This is a genomic window from Xanthocytophaga flava (assembly GCF_030068545.1).
Classification (GTDB): Bacteria; Bacteroidota; Bacteroidia; order Cytophagales; family 172606-1; genus Xanthocytophaga; species Xanthocytophaga flava.
In genome coordinates this window covers 296,833-314,757 of sequence record NZ_JASJOR010000002.1, presented here as the reverse complement: position 1 = coordinate 314,757, position 17,925 = coordinate 296,833, and the positions used below count along the sequence as shown (strand labels likewise).

Sequence of the window (17,925 nt, the reverse complement as noted above, 5' to 3'; positions counted from 1 at the left end):
ACTTGTTTAATTCTTACATGTTACTTGTATTTTATTTTTCATTCTTCTGCCCTTCCGCCAAATTAACTTTTCTACGTAATGTAAGACTGCCTGATTTCTTATCTTAAGTCAAGGAACTCTAGTATCCGGCTTATCTACCTTTGGAGTATTACTAAAAAAGTGTTTCTAACAATTTAACGCCATGTACTATGAAACAATCACTTTATGTAAAAGCCCTGTTATTTTTTGCGGGCATTATTGGAGTTGCCGTTGGCATTGGCCAGTTGATTTTCCCTGTTGCTTTTGAAGCTTCTACTGGGATAGATATAGCAGGCAATAGTAGTTTGTTAAGCGAGATCCGTGGATCAGGAGGTACTCTGTTAGCTGCAGGAGTAGTTATGATTTTAGGGGCATTTATGCCGTCTTTAAGCGCTAAGGCTCTATTTATTGCTGCCTTGTTTTATCTGTGTTACGGCTTATCCAGAGTATATGGTATGTTGATTGATGGTATACCTGATCAAGGTTTGGTTTTGGTAACTATAGGTGAAATCATAATCGGTAGTGCAGTTTTAACGGCCTATCGGAGATTGCAAAGGCAATGATTTTACGGCTTATCTGTATGGAACATAATTCTTTTTCTGATTCGGCTCAGAGACTCTGGAGTTACTCCTATATAAGAGGCTATGTAAACAAGAGGCACTCTGTTTAAAATTTCGGGTCTTGTTTCCAATAAAGCCAGGTATCTTTGTTCCGGATTGAAACAGGTAAGGAGGGTGATATAACTTTCGGCCTTTTGGTAATCATCAGACAATAAAGTATATATCAGATGTTCAAGAGAGGGATTGGTTTTGTGCATGGTAATTTCCTGTTCTTTTGTGCCACTAAGTAAAATGCAATCTTCCAGACATTGTACGCTACTCTCTGCAGGTTTGCGATCCATATAGCTGGAATACAAAACAACAGGTTCTTTCTCCAGAAAGAAATCCGATGTCTTTTCTACTCCGTCAATGATTCTGAATTGGCGGAGACATCCTTGTAGCACAAAGTAGCATTTCTTACAGATGCTTCCTGCCTGTACAACAAATTGCCCTTTCCTGAATCTCTCTATGGATGTGTTGTCCAGAATCAGGTTAATCTCATCTGAACTAAACTTATTGAATTTGAGTAAAAATTGCCTGCTAATATCCTGCATGTTGCTTGTTTTTAAAGATGTAAACCCTGGTTGTACCTGTATATAGCAGGAATTACAGCGAGACTTATTTCGCTGTAACGGTACAACTATTTATTCTGACAAAATACGGAAAATTGCCTGGACTATAAACAACAGAGCGGATGTAAGGCCGGAATACAGGAAGGAGTGCAGATTACTAAGGGTAGCTTAGTCCCAGAATTGTCATTTGACTAGTATTATATATAACCTAGAAAGAAAACAGATAGTATAATCAAAAACAGAGCGGTGATTAATAACCGCTTATATCTGTTCAGATAAAAATGAATTACTTGTTTGGCCGTATCACTGACCATATCAAGTTGCTGACGTTTAGCCTTGAATTTCTGCAGAGAATCCTCTGTATCTATATCTGCAGAAGGTTGGTCATCCATGTTGGTCCACTCATCTTCCAGTGCAGTTTCAAATACGGAGAGATTTCCTCCTTTTTGGATATATGTTTCCACTTGTGCCTTTTCTTGTGGGGTACAGTTGCCTTGCAGGTATTTTTCTACTAATTCTTTTGTAATCTGAGTATCCAATGGATGTCCTATTTGCTTTTTATACCAGTTTATCCTGTTGGTCTGGAGATAAGTATACCCATTACAGGTTTTTCTTGAAAATAGTCTTTTGTATGGCTCTGCGTTTCAGAAAATGGTGTTAAGACTGAAAATAGGGTATAAAAATAAAAATTTATTTGAGCAAATACTATCAGATACTCAAAATACTAACGTAATAAACTATCTTTTTTACTGTCGTTTGCGTGTATCTCTGGATGTATAGTGGATATACATAGAGCTTATAAGAAGGAGAAAAGCACCTGACTAGGCACTTTTCTCTTTTACTAATTCTAAATCTATATTTTGAGATAAACCTTTCGGAATACCTAATGTACTCGGGGAAACAGACATGCTGACTAATACTTTCCGGATCTGATAGGCCTGTTGTATCATCTGAAGTCTGATTTGTTTAATTCCTACTGCAAATTCCTGCTGAGCCTGTCGCAAAGCTTGTTCCTTATCCTGATACTCCTGTTGAAAACGCAGCAGATCTTCTTCCATCTGTTTCAGGTTTGTTACAGAGTCATCTTTGTCGTCAAACAACTGTTCATGACAATCTACTGCCCATTGGAGTTTACGTAATGCGCGAAGTAATGCCTGATACTGTTTCTCATCTACTCTTGCCATAGGTTTATAGGTTTGGTCTGATTGCACATAGTTAAAAAAATAGGTTGTCCACCCTGTAATGGTATATACCCCGATTTCAAAGCCTACCCTAGCCGGTATGTCTATTTTTTTTCATGAAGAGTTAAAAACATACCTGTTAAAAAATAAATCAGCCTGTATGACTAGGGTAGAGGCTGTATTTAAGGTAGTATATTATATGAGTGGGCGGATAAAAAGAATCAGAGGTATCCTATCTGACCAAAAACTAAACAAGCCCCTATTTGTCACACCTGTCCCGCCGTGGCGGGAAGTTTCTTTCAGAAGGAAAGGATGGTATATATTGGTACAAAGAGAGCAAAGTTGACTTTAATCGTGTGTGGTAGTGTAGGTGCGTAGGAAATCTTTTTCCCGCGAGGTTGGCCTTTGGCCTTGTGGGTAGAAGGATCGGGAAAAAGTGTCTTTTTCTTTTGTCACTTTTCTTTTGGACAAGCAAAAGAAAAGTGAGAAGCCAGGAAGAGTGATGATTAGAATTGATAAGCCAGCAAAAAATGCAAAAGCTAGAAGAAGAGTGATGTTATGGACTATAAAAAAACATAAGATGAATAACGCCAGGAGATTATGAAAGAATAAATGATAAACCAATTACAACCTATACTTCTATGAAATCACTAATACATACATATAAATTAAACATAGGATTGTTATATGTTCTGGGAACAATCACATCTTACGCTTTTGATAGAGAAGCCAATCAGGCACCCAGATTAAATCCAATCGGTAACCAATCAGTCATTGTTGGACAGACGGTTTCTTTTACAGCCACCGCCTCAGATGCAGACAGTGAACAATCGCTTACCTATAGTCTGGAGAACGGACCGGAAGGAGCAAGTATCGATCCTGTCAGTGGGATATTTCGGTATACACCAGATAGTACCGGAGTAGTAACACTTACCATTCGGGTAACAGATAATGCATCCCTTCCACTATGGGATGAAGAGGAAGTGACACTATCCATCGTATATCCTCCTATTCGAATCAATTGCGGAGGTACAGAACTCAACACCGCAGCAGGTCTTACCTTTGTTTCGGATCGATATACTACTAATAGCAGTGATGAACATTATTTTCCGGATGCAGCTATTGAAGGTACTACCAGCGACGAGCTGTATCGCACCTTTCGGAGTGGAGATAATTTTTCATACAATATTCCGGTAACCAATGGCAACTATCAGGTGATCCTTCACTTTGCTGAAGTGTATTATACATCAGCCAATCAACGCAGATTTTCTATTAATCTGGAAGGCGGTGATACAGAGATAGCTAATCTGGATGTGTTTGTATCAGCAGGAGGTGCCAACAAAGCCCTTGTCAATACATATCTGATAACGGTGAATGATGGCACGCTGGATCTGGAGTTAAGTAGCAGCATTAGCCGGGGACTGATTTCTGCTATTGAAGTTGTACCTACGGTCTCCGATCCATCTTTGTCGACAGTACGTATTAATTGTGGGGGACCGGAAATAAAGGTTGGTGGAACCGTATTTAGTGCTGATCAATACTTTACGGATAGTAGTGAATCGCGTTTTCCTGGTACTACCCAGATTGCGAACACAACCAATGATGAGCTGTACCGTACCTTTCGAAGCGGAGATACCTTTGCCTATACTATACCGGTAGCCAACGGTAATTATCAGGTGGTACTGCATTTTGCAGAAATATACTATACATCAGCCAATCAGCGTAAGTTTTCTATTAACCTGGAAGAGGGTGATCCGGAAGTCACTGACCTGGATGTGTTTGTATCAGCAGGAGGGGCTAATAAAGCTCTGACCAATACCTATATCGTAACAGTAGAAGATGGTGTGCTGGATCTGGTATTTACCAGTACCATCAGCCGGGCTATGATCTCGGCTATTGAAGTGATTCCATTGATTACAAATCCTGGAGTCGGGAATCCCTCTGCTACTGAAATAACGGTAAAGGTATTTCCTAACCCATCCAATAGTGGTGTTATCGTAGAATTTGAATCTGCTGAAAATTTGCCAGCTACTTTAGAAGTCTATACGCTGCAGGGAGTCTTGATTGAGAAGCATACAACTAACTTTATTCAGATTGGATCAGAAAAATTGCTGGTGCTGAATCAGGAAACTTCGTTAGCTTCTGGATTATATGTGGTGAAGGTCGAAACTAATGGTAAGCATACACAAAAGAAACTTGTTATCAATCGCTAGAACGGGTGTAGTAAGAGAGTGGTGGTTGTTTAATAGACTGACTATAGTATAAAAGGCAATGAAATTGGTTTTAAAATAAAGTTTTTAAGAGTAAGATATGGGTTAGATATCTTTTATAGTGGTGGTAGCAGTTAGTACTTTTTAAAAAATGTAAGAGACCGAAAGAAAAAGGAAAACAAGATCTGTGTGTACGCGTAAATTCTTGCGGAACCATTTCAGACAGTCATTCATATGGAATTCGACCGTTTTTATGGAAACCTGTAACTGGCTGGCGATTTCACGATACGATAGTTCTTCCTGACGGTGTAATAGAAAAATTTCTTTTTTTCGTTCAGGAAGGGCATTCAGTGCACATTGATATAGCTGGAGATAATCCGTGAAGTTTAACTCCTGCTCTGTTGGATTGGCATTGGGAGTTTGTCCTTCAAATGAAAAGTTGACGGTAACCGGTGCGTTGGTTTGTTTGCGCAGATAACGGAAGATTTCATTTTTAATGATGGTAAAAATATACGCTTGAAACGATCGTTGCGGGTCAATCTTATCTTTATTCTGCCAAACCTTCATAAACACATCGTGAACAATCTCTTCAGTTAGTGCTTGAGATTTGGTTATTTTAAAGGCTAGCCGGAATAAACGTGGATGGTATCGATAATACAATTTATCGAATGCCTTCTCATCTCCCTGTTGCCAGTCAGAGATAAGTACCGTATCCGGAGGAGAACTGTGTGTGTGTTTCATAAGGTCCTATTGCTTAGTGTTATAAAAAATGGCAGAGATAGAGAAGAAAGCTTATGCCCAACTTTGATTTATGTTTTTTTTATACTTATAGAAAAAATTCTATTGGCAGCTACTCAACTAGAGTAAAATACGTAAAACACATGAGGAAAGTACATTTATTTGCAGACTATTTTTGAAAATATTGGGAATGTTACAAAAAATATTGTGTAGTGTACAAATTGAAAAGGAATAGACTCTGTAGAAAGGTTCACATACTCAGTAAATTGTCTAAAGTATATCTTTGTCTTTTTTAGTATTGCTTTATCCTGGAAAAATAAACCACCTTTTGGCTGATCTAAACAAAATCAGGCAGTGGTATGCATACTTTTGTGTGCTCATAGAAGAGCATAAAATTTAACTTTGCTGCTTTGTTGTTTTAGATGAATGTAAAATGCCTTTTTTTGTGTTTCTTATCTAACAACTGGATTAAACTACGTCATTCGTTTTGCATCATTCAGGACAACCCATCAAACAGTTTGATCTTACTCCACTGGCAAAGGCAGGAGTGTTTGTGATACATATCGGGAATGATGAACCGGAAGGAGGGCATGATATCTTCAAGCCTCACCGTGACAGGCATTATATGTTGATTATTGCTCTGGGCGGATCGCTAAAGATGATGCTTGATTTTGAAGAGGTGCTGATAAATCAACCTTCTATGTTGCTGGTTTTTCCAGAGCAGGTGCATCATATAGTTGAACTGAAAGATCCTCAGGGATGGGCTATTCACTTTGATCCTTCGCTGATTCAGGAGGAGTTTCAGCGTGTATTACAAACAGGCTTTGCCAAACCTCTGCTTTTTACACAAACTGACACATTACAGGCTCAGGTAATTACCATTGCAAGTCTGATGCACCAACTCCAATCTGAAGTACCTACTACCTATACAGGAAGAACTATGCATGAACTGCTGGCCGCCATCCTGAGTCTGCTGGCTGGAAAGTTCTCTCAGATGCCGGTTGGTAATAAATCCAAAGAAAGCCGTCCGTCTATTATTGAACGGGATTTCAGCCAATTGCTATTACGTTATTATAAAACCTGGAAGCAACCATCCCAGTATGCACAGGCGTTGTCAGTATCTGTTTCACATCTGAATGATACTGTCAAAGATATCAGTGGGTATCCGGTATCGGTACGCATACAACAAACATCCATTCTTGAAGCCAAACGATTGTTGTACTTTACTAATCTGAGTGTAAAAGAGATTGGCTATGAAGTCGGCTATGACAATCCGGTTTATTTTTCAAAGCTATTTAAAAAAGCCACAGATCTGACGCCACTGGAGTTTCGCCAGCAATTCCGCGATTAGAACTATTCTTCCCTCTTTTACAGCTATAATATCCTGTCTTTTCCCTATTCCTTTGCTATGTCAAAAACAAAGAGCATAGGCAAAGAATATGAACATTACAGTTATAGGCGCTTCCTCCGGTATCGGGCTACTGGTAGTGAAACAGGCTCTGAATAAGAGCTATCAGGTTACTACATTATCCAGGCGAACGCAATCATTGCCTGCACACACTGCATTGTCAGCGATTAGTGGGAGTGCTACTTCGGTTACTGATGTAAAACGAGCTATTAGCAAGGCAGATGCAGTGATTGTCACCATTGGAAAGAGTTCTGACAAACAACCTTCTCTCTTTTCGGATACAGGCCAGGCACTGATTGCCGCTGCCACTGAATTACACACCCGTGTGCCTTTCCTGGCTATTACGGGATTTGGAGCAGGGGAGAGTCATCCGTATAATCCTTTGTGGGTAAAACTGGTGATGAATACGATACTCAAAAAGGAATATGAAGACAAAACCCGATTTGAAAAGATGCTGGCAGACAGCTCACTTCGCTGGGAGATTGTACGGCCGGGTCTGCTCACCAACCGCTCCTGGACAGGGCAATATCAGGTGGTACCTGAACTTTACAAAGGAATGAAGGTCAGTAGTATTTCCCGAGCTGATGTGGCTGATTTTCTGCTGCGCCAGGCAGAAAACCCTACACTCCTACACAAGTATGTAGCACTTACCTATTCACGATAATTTTATTTATTCTCACATTTTTCAATTGTAATTCCATGAAAACTGAACGTAACGCTATGCAGGAAATCGATGTGCCCTTTATTTTGGAAAGCATCCGTCATACAGGTGACACCTTTTTGAAAGCATTTAAACAGAATAATATCCCACAAGGCCAGGATGATCTGATGTCTCAATTCCTGGAAATTGATAAAAAATGTCTGGTGATGTTGCAGGATGCCCTGAACCCAATGTATCCGGAGATTCCATGGGCAGAGGATAGTGAATTTGACTTCGAACAACAAAAGCAGCCATTGGATTTGCCTGAGTTTTGGTTGTGCGATTCGATGGATGGGGCTGTACAATATATGCGACACCTTCCGGGCTGGACCATCAATCTGGTACTGGTGAGAGAGGGGCGTCCGTACCTTGCTGTGATTTATGATCCTATGCAACAGGAGATGTACTGGGCCAAAGAAGGTGAAGGAGCCTATCTGAATGGCAAGCCTTTACAAGTGAAAGCGAAAAGCGAACTATGGTTGATGCTGAGTGTATTTGAACATCCTGCTCTTTCAAAAAGTGTAGCAGGGCTGAATCACCGAATAGGGGCATCCGTAGAAGAGCTATTAGACCAGTTTGGTACGGTACGTAACTATGGTCCACATGGTTTGCAGCTAGCCTGGTTGGGAGCCGGACGTATTGATGTGTTTTGTCAGGAAGGGTTGGATACCTACAATTGTCTGCCCGGTATTCTGATTGCTAGAGAAGCTGGTGCGCAGATTTCCACTACCGATGGCCAAGACTGGACTTGGGGCGCGGATAGTTTGTTCGTAGCAGCTTCGGGTGTGCTGGAAAGGTTTCTAAAAAAAGAATCCAATGGTATGCTGTCGTTTTAAGTAATACTTTTTTGGTGACCCTTATCCTGTCCCATATCTTTTCTGGAAAAGCGTTTTGTAACTAAAGAAATAACACTATCCCTGTCCTCCTGAAAGGATCTCGTGACAAATAGAGTTGCGTTCGGTTTTTGAGAGAAAAAATAATCTCCAAATCCAAAGGCCGCCGGTCTTGTCACGAGTTCCTTTCAGGAGGACAAAAAGGGGATTGAAAAGCTAAAAAAGAGATCTTTCCCTAAAACCTTTATTTCCTGAAAAAGTTATGGGACACGACAATGGTTAGCTTTTGATCTTGCGGGTGGAAGCATCGCTGGAGGTATTCTGTTCTTTGGCAAGCAAAAAATGAAGAAGCTACAAGTAGAGTGATGAAAACCACAATAAACAAACTCAGGACGGTAGCTTCCTCAAAACTAACCCAAGCCTACACTCTTTGCAAAAGTATAAGCTTGGGTTTTACTCATATCCTAAACTTGGGATAACTCATATAGTAGATAGTTACGCACCTACTGTATATTCACTCAGATCAATCGTATTTTTCTTTTTGGACGCCTGTTCTGCCATTTTTTGAAGTTTCTGATAAGCAAATTTTTCCAGTTTAAAGAAAGAGATAACATCTTTCAGTTGTTCTGCCTGAGCGGATAACTCTTCAGAACTGGTTGCCATCTCTTCAGAAGCTGCTGCATTTTGCTGAATAACTTGATTCAGTTGTTGTATAGCCAGACTTATTTGTTCTGTTCCTGAATTCTGTTCCAGGCTTGCAGCCGATATCTCCTGCACCAGATGCGATGTTTTCTGAATATTAGGGACCATCTGCTCCAGTATTTTGCCTGATTTGTCTGCTGTTAGCACACTGGATTTAGACAGTCCGTCAATTTCCAAGGCTGCTGTCTGGCTTCTTTCTGCTAGTTTACGAACCTCTGCTGCCACAACGGCAAATCCTTTTCCATGTTCACCGGCACGGGCCGCTTCTACCGCTGCATTCAGGGCCAACAGATTAGTCTGACGGGCAATCTCACCTACAATGGAAATCTTTTCAGCAATGATCTTCATGGATGCGACCGTATTGCGTACCGATTCATTGCCTGTTTTGATATCTTCTGTTGCTTGCAGAGCTATCTTCTCGGTTTGTTGTGCATTGTCAGTATTCTGGCTTATGTTTGAACTCATTTGTTCAATAGAGGAAGATACTTCTTCAATAGAGGCGGCCTGTTCGGTTGCTCCCTGAGATACCTGTTGAGCTGATGCACTCATCTGCAAACTGGCCGAAGCTATATTATCAGCACCCTGCATAATCATACCCATAATATCGCGCAGACGATTGACCATCTCTGTTAATGCTGTATCTAGTTCGCCTTCTACCTGATGACTTTGATCTATAGAAAGATCTCCTGCCGCCACACGTTTAGCCAGATCCACACTAGAACGTAGTTTGCTGATCATATACCGAATCTGATCCAATAGTGCACCAATCTCATCATGATCATAATCGTCAATGGTTACAGAGAAGTTGCCTGCCGCCAGTGAGGTAATGGCATCGTGTGCTTGTTTCAATGATTTTCTGAGTGAAGTAATGATCCAGAAGCCAATACCTGCAGCCAAAAGTGCACCTATTCCAACCAGTAGAAGCATTTTGGTTTGTCCATCTGCATAAATGGCGGCTGTTTCTTCTTTTGCTTTTGCCAGCGATTCTTCATTGCGTTTTACTATTCTGCTCATAATAGCAGACGACTCGGTAGCTATTTTTCTGTTTACTGTACTGGATAATACATAGGCTGCCTGGTTGCTTGAGTCTGTATTAATAGTGAATGACAGATATTTTAGTTTTTTAAAGTTCTTGTTGTAGTCCTTCCATGCTGTTTGAAACTGTCCGATCAGCTCCTTGTCCTCTTTACTGGAAAGAGATTCCAGTTCTTCCAGACGTTTGCCCATTTCAGCATTGCGTGATTCGCTATCATCGATCCACTCCTGCATCTGGTCCTTATCACGAGTGATAATCAGATCTTTTTCTCTCTTGGTAATAAACTGGACATCTTCTGCAATTTTGGCTGACAAAGTGATTAATCGGGCATTTATATCGACAATCTCATTCACCCGTGCATTGATAATACTGGTGTTGCGATTGCCCATAAAGAAGATCACTCCAGCTAAAAGCAGAAGGGCGGAAAACGCTAGAATTAGTTTTACTTTTATTGAGAGTTGCATGCTCGTAAGACTTTTAAGAATTTTATAGTAAGAGATATACAGAACAAGGAATATGGAAAAGGAAATAGGATTCTATTAATTTATTTGTTAGTTATCAATCATTGGATCTAAATCTATGTGATAACATGATATTTTTGCTGTTGAGTTACATGATTTTCTACTTATTCTATTTGTATATTGTTTTGATAAGGTATATGTAAACTTTTTTTTGGATAAGGTAGCAGGTAGTAGGAGTTGTTTTTTTCTTTTTTGCCTAAATAGAATCGCCTGGTGTTCTCTGGAAAATGAAAGAGACATCTGGTACTATTTAAAGTCTATTACTTTTTATATGTATAAATCCAGACTATGGACAAAGGAAAAGTTTACTCCTGACAACTTCGCATCTCTACATAAAAACTACGAGTACTAATGTCCTGAACTGATGTATTTTAGCTATAGATAAGTAATCAAAAGTAGAAAGAAAAATAACTAAAGGATATATGGTTTTGAGTAGATTCTTACATACTTGTGAATAATAGGATTATGCTCTTGGAAGAGAAGCGGAGAAGAGAAAATGTGTGGATACTACATCGTTCTTCAGAGTAAAAAACTCCAAAGAACAATGTACTTCTTATGTAAAATTTTGTCTTTGAAAGCTATAAACGTTCTTATCCTCATACGGATAATCAAACTTGCCAGTATTGTTGTATGAGCTAAGTTACTAAATCAGGAGGATACCAGTCTTTTTCGGATTCGGCTTAAGGATTGCGGTTTCACACCTACAAACGAAGAAGTATAGTACTGAGGAATGCGTTGTTGTAAATCAGGATAGGTTTCCATAAAATGCAGATACCGTTTTTCAGGAGGATGTGTATACAGGGATGTGATCTTACGGATGGCGTCTACAAAAATCTGCTCACATACAATCCTGCCAAACTTTTGTCCTTCTCTGATCTGTTCATAAAATACCTGAAGATGATCATAGGAGATGATCAGAAAGTGGCTGTCCTCAATAAACTGGATATTTTTATTAGAGGCCGAGTGATCCAGAAAACTTTCATAATTGCACATAAAGTTGCCTTCTTTTCCAAAGTCATAAATCATTTCCTCTCCATCATTATTGATAAAATACCGTATGAGGCCCTTTACAAGAAACCCTACCTGACGACACACCTCACCCTCTTGCAGGAAATAGTCTCCTTTGGCGGCTGTCTTTTCTTTAAACAGCTGCTTTATACAGGTAATTTCTCGTTCATCAATAGAAATGACACTACTAAGAGTTTGAATCAGGGTGGTATGCATGGACAATAGAAGTAAGCGTTTGTATACAAAGCTAGGAGAAAACAGGGAAATGTTCTAACAGAAGAAGAATACTATGGATGAACAAACACTACAGTAATGTATGGAGATAGAAGCTTGTTCTGCTTATCAGGAAAATGCTACTGATTTCCGTTTGTTTCTTAGGTTTAACAATGCCCATACAACACTGACAAGAAAAATACTCTTCTTCTCTAAGTTAATATATCCCTGCTCTGAATGGTGGGAAACAACTCGTTGGTGATAACACCAACGAGGGGCAGAAAAAGAACGTAGTCGTGTCGACTGTAATGGTTTTTGGTTGTCTCCTAAACAAATTCTTTTTTCCTTAACCTGACGGCTATGGTGATAACACCAACGAGGGGGAAAGAGAGTAGTTCTTATCCCAAAGAACAGTAAGGAATCTCTGTCGTTCTACCAAAATTTCTTCTGCAAATTGGTTAATTTGATAATTCTCATAAAAATGTGTAATTTTTTTCCAAGAAAAATTGTATTAATTTAGACAGGCGAAGCTCCCAGACTGTAAAAAATAGTACATATTATTCACCAAGCATCCCAATTGATTGATATTCAGTTAATTTAAAGGTATTGGTAATTACACTATTTGTAATTCATCCTATTTTCATTTCTCTTATGGGTAAGAAAGTATTGGTATTAAATCAGGATTATTCAGCTCTCACGATCTGCAGTGTAGAAAAAGCCTTTATTCTTGTATTTCTGGACAAAGCAGAGTTAGTGAGTGAATCACAATCAAATTATTTACGAACCATATCCTCTACATTTCCGATGCCTTCCATCATCCGGTTGCATCGGTATGTGCATCTGCCTTTCAAAGGGGTGATCCTGACCCGGCAGAACATTTTTAAACGAGATGGACATCGGTGCCAGTATTGTGGTACACACGAAGACCTGACCCTTGACCACGTATTACCTAAGTCACGTGGTGGCAAGTCGTCCTGGGACAATCTGGTGGCTGCCTGCCGGCGATGCAACGCCCGCAAAGGTGACTACACCCCGGAAGAAGCCGAAATGGCCCTACGACAAAAGCCCTATCGTCCGTCGTTTATTATGTTCCTGCGTGATTTTTCAGGACACCTGGAAGATGACTGGCATCCGTATCTGAGTAAAAAGATGAAAGCGTTTGATTACGAATAACGCTTTCTTTACCACTTATTGGCTAACAGCTTATGGAAGCTACCATTTTCTATTCGCGGAAAAATGCATTTACAGCCATCACATTTGGCGTCATTGCACTGATTCTGGTGGCAGTAACAGTGCTTACTTTGTGGACTAAGCCGCTTTCGATGGTATGGATTCCGGTTGTAGTAGTACTGGCAGTATTAGTCTGGGTATGGACACGCACTTTTTATAGTATTGACGGAAACTATCTATATTACCAATCGGGGCCAATACGTGGCAAAATAGCCATCTCACAAATACGGCAGATGGATGTCAATCAAACACTATGGGTAGGCTTTCGCCCTGCTTTGAGTACAGGCGGAATTATCATTCATTACAATAAGTGGGATGAGATCTATATTTCTCCAAAAGACAGCGACAGATTTGTTGCAACTCTAACTACTGCTAATGAGAACATACAGGTGACTGTAAAGGAGACCTAATTTAGGTGGCCTGCATATCCTGATTTATATTTTTGGTGACAGTTTCAGTTTTAGAATCAATGGTTTTTTTAGCTTTTCGGAGTGGGTATAGGAGCCATCCGGATTCAGATTGCGTAACTGGCTGTTGGCAATATAGAAAAACTCATCTCCCACAATTGTTCCTGTAGTAGGAATCACAAAGTCCGGATGAAAAGACTGGAGAATTTGGGCTTTGACGAGCTTCTTCTTGTCTTTATCCAGATACAGCCGTATAATCCGGTCGTCATTATTCCCCGAATCCTGGATCGCGACAAGTGTACCTTTGTAGATATATAACCCATCAATACCATTCAGGTAGGTTACCTGGTTAGTTGCCATCCGGTAATAGTTGCCTGTGGTGAGTTCTATACGGGTTAGGCCTGTCAAATCGGCTACATAGAGATTTTCTTCTTTTTCATCCATCGCAATGCCATTGGGGTAGATGAAGTCGACTTCTTTCAGTAAAGGTACTATCTGGTTGGTATTGGGTTGGATAGTGAGTACCTGTCCGCCTTTGCTATCGGTAAAGTAAACGGCATTTTTGCGGGTAACCACTATGTCATTGAAAAGGTGTGCTCCGGTTTTGTTGTCCAGCAGATACTTGTGACGCAGTTTTCCAGTAGAAATGTCATACTGGAAGATGCCGGAACACCCATTCAGCGAATCTCTTTCAGATGCGCTGCATACCCATAGCGATTGACCATCTTTGCTTACTTTCATCCCCAGCACCGAAAATAGCCCATCCTGTTGAGAGGCTACCCAGTCGTGCTCGCCTGCCAGTGGGGTATAAGAGGCAATCTTATTTTTAGCCAGGCTGCCGATAAAAAATTGTTCTCCCTGTGAGGTTGCTGCAATGCCTTCCGGAATCAGTAACGGGTCTGACAGCTCAAATGCTTTTGAGCTGTTTTGTACAGGCTGTCGGTTTTGGGCAAACTGCTCACGAATCTTTAGGAAATTTTTATGGGTTGTCAGTGCCTGAAAGTTTTCGTTTTCCTCTGGTTGGTAGGGGAGCCCCAGCACAGCTAGCTGATCAAGTAAGGCGAGACTTTGCTCAGTAAGGCCTGACTGACATTGACACTGAGCTAGTTTGTATAACACATTGGGATGTTCCAACCGTTTCTGTACCTGTGTTCCCAGGTTTACACACTGGCTATAGTCTTTGGCCGTATACACTTGTATGAATTTCTGATACTGTGCAAGTACACTGAGAGAATCTGAAGAGGATTGTGCCTGCAGAGAGGTTACACAGGCTAACAACATACACACACTACTCAGAAGAGTTTTCATAAAGGAACCAATTGACTTTGTGGTAGTTATAAAAGTATTTTGTTTAAAAATAGGGGTAGAAGATATAGAAGGAAAATAGATAATGATATGTGGGAATTAGGTTACCTGATTGGTTTGTATATGGTTATTCCTGCCTTGTTTCCTGGAGGGATTTAAGACTATGATAGGATCATTCGCTTTTACAGCATTATTTTACTGATGCTTTTAGAACCAACATCAGGTACAAGATTTATACATGTATTCACAACACAACTGGACAGCCACAGAAGTCGCCACCTTTGTCCTGGAACTCCGGCGGGTAATAAGCTGGACACAAAGACTTGCCGCAAATTTTGATCCCATTCATCAATCCTATGGTAGAGTATTTCGGCAAACCAATCCTGAGATAGGAGGTACAAAATTGTATACATTTGAAGAGAATGGTGGCTATCGCTGTGACACAGACAAATACTATCCTGATCACTTGAGAGAAATGCTCCAACTGGCAAAAAATGCCAGACCACACTATGCCACTGAAGATTTGAAGGAACTACTGAAACAAGGAAGAATACTGTCCTTCGAGACATGTAACACCACTTGTGATGGAGCAGCTGAGCATGAGAGTAAGACTTTTTTGATCTGGGTGATACACCACCCATTGATACATGGTTTTTTCTGAAAGATAAGTACCTGCTTTCAGATTGTCTTTGTGAGCAAGCCTTATTTTGCTGGATACCCAAAGCGTTTGAGTCAGTTGTTCAGGCAGGAATAGATGTAGAGGTTTTTGAAAGCTATCAGTGGCTGGACGAAAACGATCCGTATATGTATTATACCATACAGTCGGTTTATTAATGAAAACAGGATCAAGGTTATTTCTTTGTATGCATAGTAGAAAGAAGGCCTGGCTATTACTCCGTAATTTTCTGAAAATTATAGTTTAACAACCAGGCCATACGTTTATCAGGAGCCGGCTGCCTTTTGCATCTCCTGCAACGACATTGGCTTGTTGTAAAATAACTGGTCTACTTCCATCACTTTGGAGTCTGCTATACTCCCTACATCCAGCACATCAAAACCTATTTCATGTAATAGTTCTGCAACCTCCTTCTTGGCCGTTTCGCGATTACCGGCAATAGGTAATGCATACCGGCTACCTTCCGGACGAAAAGCATAATCGCGTAAATTCACAAAGTAGATTGTATTCAGCGCCTTAACCACAGAGGCCATAGGGAAGGAATCTACGGTAAGCTGAGTTTCCCGAAGATCCGGATTTTGCCGGACCCGTTCGGCAATTTCACCATCCCGTTGTGGATAGGGGTTGCAGGTATCTATCAATGTCTTGCCATGTACAAACGTACCCACCTGTTCGGCTACTTCAGGAATTTTCCCGTAGGGAATGGATAACACCACGAGACTACCAAAATCTGCTGCTTGTGCAATAGTGCCTGCCTGTGCGTTAGATCCTGCTTGTCTGACAAGGTCCGCCAGCTGTTCAGGATGGCGGGAACTAAACATAACCTGATGTCCCGCTTTGGCGAGATGAAGTCCAAAATTGCCTCCTACATGGCCTGATCCAATAATTTCGATATTCATTATGCTGGTTGTATTTACGTTGAAAAAATGGTTTGGTGATTGTAATATACTGTAGATCAGTGGTTAATAAAAGGATTGTGTGAGATTGTTTTCCAAACACATGCCAGAGAGGACATGCGATAAAAACTCTCTATCGGCTTTTAACACAGCTAATCGGGAAAGAATACTTTACAACAATATACTTTTCACTGCAACCTGTTTCAACACATAGAAATCTCACAGCCACTGTTTGGGTATTAATCGGAATCTATCTTGATACTTCTCAACATAGTACAGGCATGGAAATTCAAAATGAGGCCCTGCAAGCAATAAACGTTTATTGGCTGCATCCTGTAAGATGTGTATTCTTGTCTGAACTGCCAGTTTATAATCAACATCCGTAGAAAAGCCAACCTGTGGCAATTCTGTCTGGATGGCTGGCAGATTCAATACATCGGCACAAAATAATAGTTCTTCTCCTTCTGAATATAATAGAAAGCCTGTTTGACCAGGTGTATGGCCTGGTAATGGAACAGGTGTTATTCCTTTGACGATTTCATTGTCTTTTGCATTCAGTTTCTCATACGACTTCAGCGCTGCTCTGATATCAGCCGTATTTTGACGATCCTGCTCATTTAAATTTTCATTGTCAAGCCAATATGCCAGTTCGGTATCCGATATCCATACACTGGCGTTTGGAAAGTTTTTGTTACCTTGGGCATTCACAAGCCCATAAAAGTGATCGCCATGCAGATGGGTAAGGAGAATGATCCCGATATTGTCTGGTTGAATATCTATAAAAGCTAATGCATCCAGTAATCTCCCATTTACAGATGGTGCAAATTTATCTCCCATACCTGTATCAATTAATATTGGGGGATGGTCTTCTGATTGGATAAGGAATACATTGGTGGTTAGTACAGGCGGTTGTGGACGGAATGCATCGTGAAGTAATGTGCCAACACCCCCTTCTGGCAGATTTGTGAAAAAATCATCACTGGCAGGGAAGAAGCTATCATTGATAACAGTGACTAATTTCTTTCCAATTTGCCATTGTAATATGGCTGGAATAGGATTACTTTTTATCATTTGTTTCATAATTTTGGATAGAATGGAACAAACGTAACTAACTGTTGTTTTATAAAAAATAAGGTACTTTTTAGTGGGATAGGCACCCAAAAGTAAAAAATGGAAAATCAGGAAATCACCACAGAAAAAGAAATTTCATTATTTTCTCAAATTATGAAATTAACTGATCACACAATGATCATGGACGAAAATTGTATCCTGCATCAGTCGGTAATGCTGCTGGCCGACAAGTGGACTTTGCTGGTGCTGCTGTCATTGATACAGGGTTCCAAACGTACCAGTGATCTGTTGCGGCAAATTGGTGGTATATCACCCAAAATGCTTACCCAAACCTTGAAGAAACTGGAAGCAGCTGGAATCGTTGAACGCAGAGTCTATCCCGTGATTCCACCTAAAGTAGAATATAGCCTTACTGAAACCGGAAAAGGATTGGAAGAAGTACTTTCCACATTATACAAATGGTCTGTACGAAGAGTATTGGCGAATAGTTAAAACTTAAAAAACTCCCTGATTGGTGAATTTCAACTATTTACCAATCAGGGACTTCTCTTGTATAGGATTATCTGTGTAAAACGGACTGTTTTGTTTTCCTACGCTTAAT

At 40.3% G+C, this 17,925-nt stretch carries 18 protein-coding genes; 9 read left to right on the top strand and 9 right to left on the bottom strand.

Translation table 11 applies throughout. The annotated features are described in order from the left end of the window. Positions 1-188 precede the first annotated feature (188 nt). Positions 189-581 carry a DUF4345 domain-containing protein gene (locus tag QNI15_RS04075; RefSeq protein WP_314030668.1) on the top strand — a complete coding sequence of 131 codons (393 nt, stop codon included), beginning with the start codon at positions 189-191 and terminating at the stop codon, positions 579-581. A gap of 2 nt (positions 582-583) precedes the next feature. Here the strand turns inward: QNI15_RS04075 and QNI15_RS04070 are convergent, their stop codons facing one another. The 3 genes from QNI15_RS04070 to QNI15_RS04060 form a co-directional block, all read right to left on the bottom strand. Continuing rightward, positions 584-1,171 carry a Crp/Fnr family transcriptional regulator gene (locus tag QNI15_RS04070; protein ID WP_314030667.1) on the bottom strand — a complete coding sequence of 196 codons (588 nt, stop codon included), beginning with the start codon at positions 1,169-1,171 and terminating at the stop codon, positions 584-586. Between the two features lie 215 nt (positions 1,172-1,386). After that, positions 1,387-1,728: a hypothetical protein gene (locus tag QNI15_RS04065; RefSeq protein WP_313986958.1), complete on the bottom strand. Its 342-nt coding sequence runs from the start codon at positions 1,726-1,728 to the stop codon at positions 1,387-1,389. A 282-nt stretch (positions 1,729-2,010) separates the two neighbouring features. Then, positions 2,011-2,373 (bottom strand): hypothetical protein, encoded by a 363-nt coding sequence (locus tag QNI15_RS04060; RefSeq protein WP_313986961.1) that lies wholly within the window; start codon positions 2,371-2,373, stop codon positions 2,011-2,013. A 638-nt stretch (positions 2,374-3,011) separates the two neighbouring features. Between QNI15_RS04060 and QNI15_RS04055 the strand changes: the two genes are divergently transcribed. Beyond that, on the top strand, positions 3,012-4,583 hold the full coding sequence (locus QNI15_RS04055) for a malectin domain-containing carbohydrate-binding protein (protein ID WP_314030665.1): 1,572 nt from the start codon (positions 3,012-3,014) through the stop codon (positions 4,581-4,583). Positions 4,584-4,724: 141 nt separating this feature from the next. On the opposite strand, the gene QNI15_RS04050 is transcribed toward QNI15_RS04055, so the two are convergent. After that, complete coding sequence (locus QNI15_RS04050; protein ID WP_313986965.1) at positions 4,725-5,321, bottom strand: RNA polymerase sigma factor; 597 nt, start codon at positions 5,319-5,321, stop codon at positions 4,725-4,727. 484 nt (positions 5,322-5,805) lie between these two features. On the opposite strand from QNI15_RS04050, the gene QNI15_RS04045 reads away from it, so the two are divergent. The 3 genes from QNI15_RS04045 to QNI15_RS04035 all read left to right on the top strand — a co-directional run bounded on the left by QNI15_RS04045 (position 5,806) and on the right by QNI15_RS04035 (position 8,262). Beyond that, positions 5,806-6,669, top strand: a complete 864-nt coding sequence (locus QNI15_RS04045) for a helix-turn-helix domain-containing protein (RefSeq protein WP_314030664.1) — start codon at positions 5,806-5,808, stop codon at positions 6,667-6,669. Between the two features lie 88 nt (positions 6,670-6,757). Then, positions 6,758-7,390: an NAD(P)-dependent oxidoreductase gene (locus QNI15_RS04040; RefSeq protein ID WP_314030662.1), complete on the top strand. Its 633-nt coding sequence runs from the start codon at positions 6,758-6,760 to the stop codon at positions 7,388-7,390. A gap of 35 nt (positions 7,391-7,425) precedes the next feature. Then, a complete protein-coding gene (locus QNI15_RS04035; protein WP_314030661.1) occupies positions 7,426-8,262 on the top strand; it encodes an inositol monophosphatase family protein in 837 nt (278 codons plus the stop codon). A 492-nt stretch (positions 8,263-8,754) separates the two neighbouring features. On the opposite strand, the gene QNI15_RS04030 is transcribed toward QNI15_RS04035, so the two are convergent. Both QNI15_RS04030 and QNI15_RS04025 read right to left on the bottom strand, forming a co-directional pair. Next, positions 8,755-10,461 carry a methyl-accepting chemotaxis protein gene (locus tag QNI15_RS04030; RefSeq protein ID WP_314030659.1) on the bottom strand — a complete coding sequence of 569 codons (1,707 nt, stop codon included), beginning with the start codon at positions 10,459-10,461 and terminating at the stop codon, positions 8,755-8,757. Positions 10,462-11,166: 705 nt separating this feature from the next. Then, complete coding sequence (locus tag QNI15_RS04025) at positions 11,167-11,742, bottom strand: Crp/Fnr family transcriptional regulator (protein WP_314030658.1); 576 nt, start codon at positions 11,740-11,742, stop codon at positions 11,167-11,169. 648 nt (positions 11,743-12,390) lie between these two features. Here QNI15_RS04025 and QNI15_RS04020 point away from each other — a divergent pair. Together QNI15_RS04020 and QNI15_RS04015 are read left to right on the top strand one after the other, a co-directional pair. Next, positions 12,391-12,912 carry an HNH endonuclease gene (locus QNI15_RS04020; RefSeq protein WP_313986980.1) on the top strand — a complete coding sequence of 174 codons (522 nt, stop codon included), beginning with the start codon at positions 12,391-12,393 and terminating at the stop codon, positions 12,910-12,912. 32 nt (positions 12,913-12,944) lie between these two features. After that, complete coding sequence (locus QNI15_RS04015; protein WP_314030657.1) at positions 12,945-13,379, top strand: PH domain-containing protein; 435 nt, start codon at positions 12,945-12,947, stop codon at positions 13,377-13,379. 24 nt (positions 13,380-13,403) lie between these two features. Here the strand turns inward: QNI15_RS04015 and QNI15_RS04010 are convergent, their stop codons facing one another. After that, positions 13,404-14,684: an SMP-30/gluconolactonase/LRE family protein gene (locus tag QNI15_RS04010; RefSeq protein WP_314030656.1), complete on the bottom strand. Its 1,281-nt coding sequence runs from the start codon at positions 14,682-14,684 to the stop codon at positions 13,404-13,406. Between the two features lie 235 nt (positions 14,685-14,919). Between QNI15_RS04010 and QNI15_RS04005 the strand changes: the two genes are divergently transcribed. Beyond that, positions 14,920-15,342, top strand: coding sequence for a hypothetical protein (locus QNI15_RS04005; protein WP_314030655.1), 423 nt, complete (start codon positions 14,920-14,922; stop codon positions 15,340-15,342). A 281-nt stretch (positions 15,343-15,623) separates the two neighbouring features. On the opposite strand, the gene QNI15_RS04000 is transcribed toward QNI15_RS04005, so the two are convergent. Together QNI15_RS04000 and QNI15_RS03995 are read right to left on the bottom strand one after the other, a co-directional pair. Continuing rightward, on the bottom strand, positions 15,624-16,256 hold the full coding sequence (locus QNI15_RS04000) for an NADPH-dependent F420 reductase (RefSeq protein WP_314030653.1): 633 nt from the start codon (positions 16,254-16,256) through the stop codon (positions 15,624-15,626). 216 nt (positions 16,257-16,472) lie between these two features. Beyond that, positions 16,473-17,333 (bottom strand): MBL fold metallo-hydrolase, encoded by an 861-nt coding sequence (locus tag QNI15_RS03995; protein WP_314030651.1) that lies wholly within the window; start codon positions 17,331-17,333, stop codon positions 16,473-16,475. 144 nt (positions 17,334-17,477) lie between these two features. Between QNI15_RS03995 and QNI15_RS03990 the strand changes: the two genes are divergently transcribed. Beyond that, positions 17,478-17,816 (top strand): winged helix-turn-helix transcriptional regulator, encoded by a 339-nt coding sequence (locus QNI15_RS03990; RefSeq protein ID WP_314030650.1) that lies wholly within the window; start codon positions 17,478-17,480, stop codon positions 17,814-17,816. Positions 17,817-17,925: the final 109 nt, after the last annotated feature.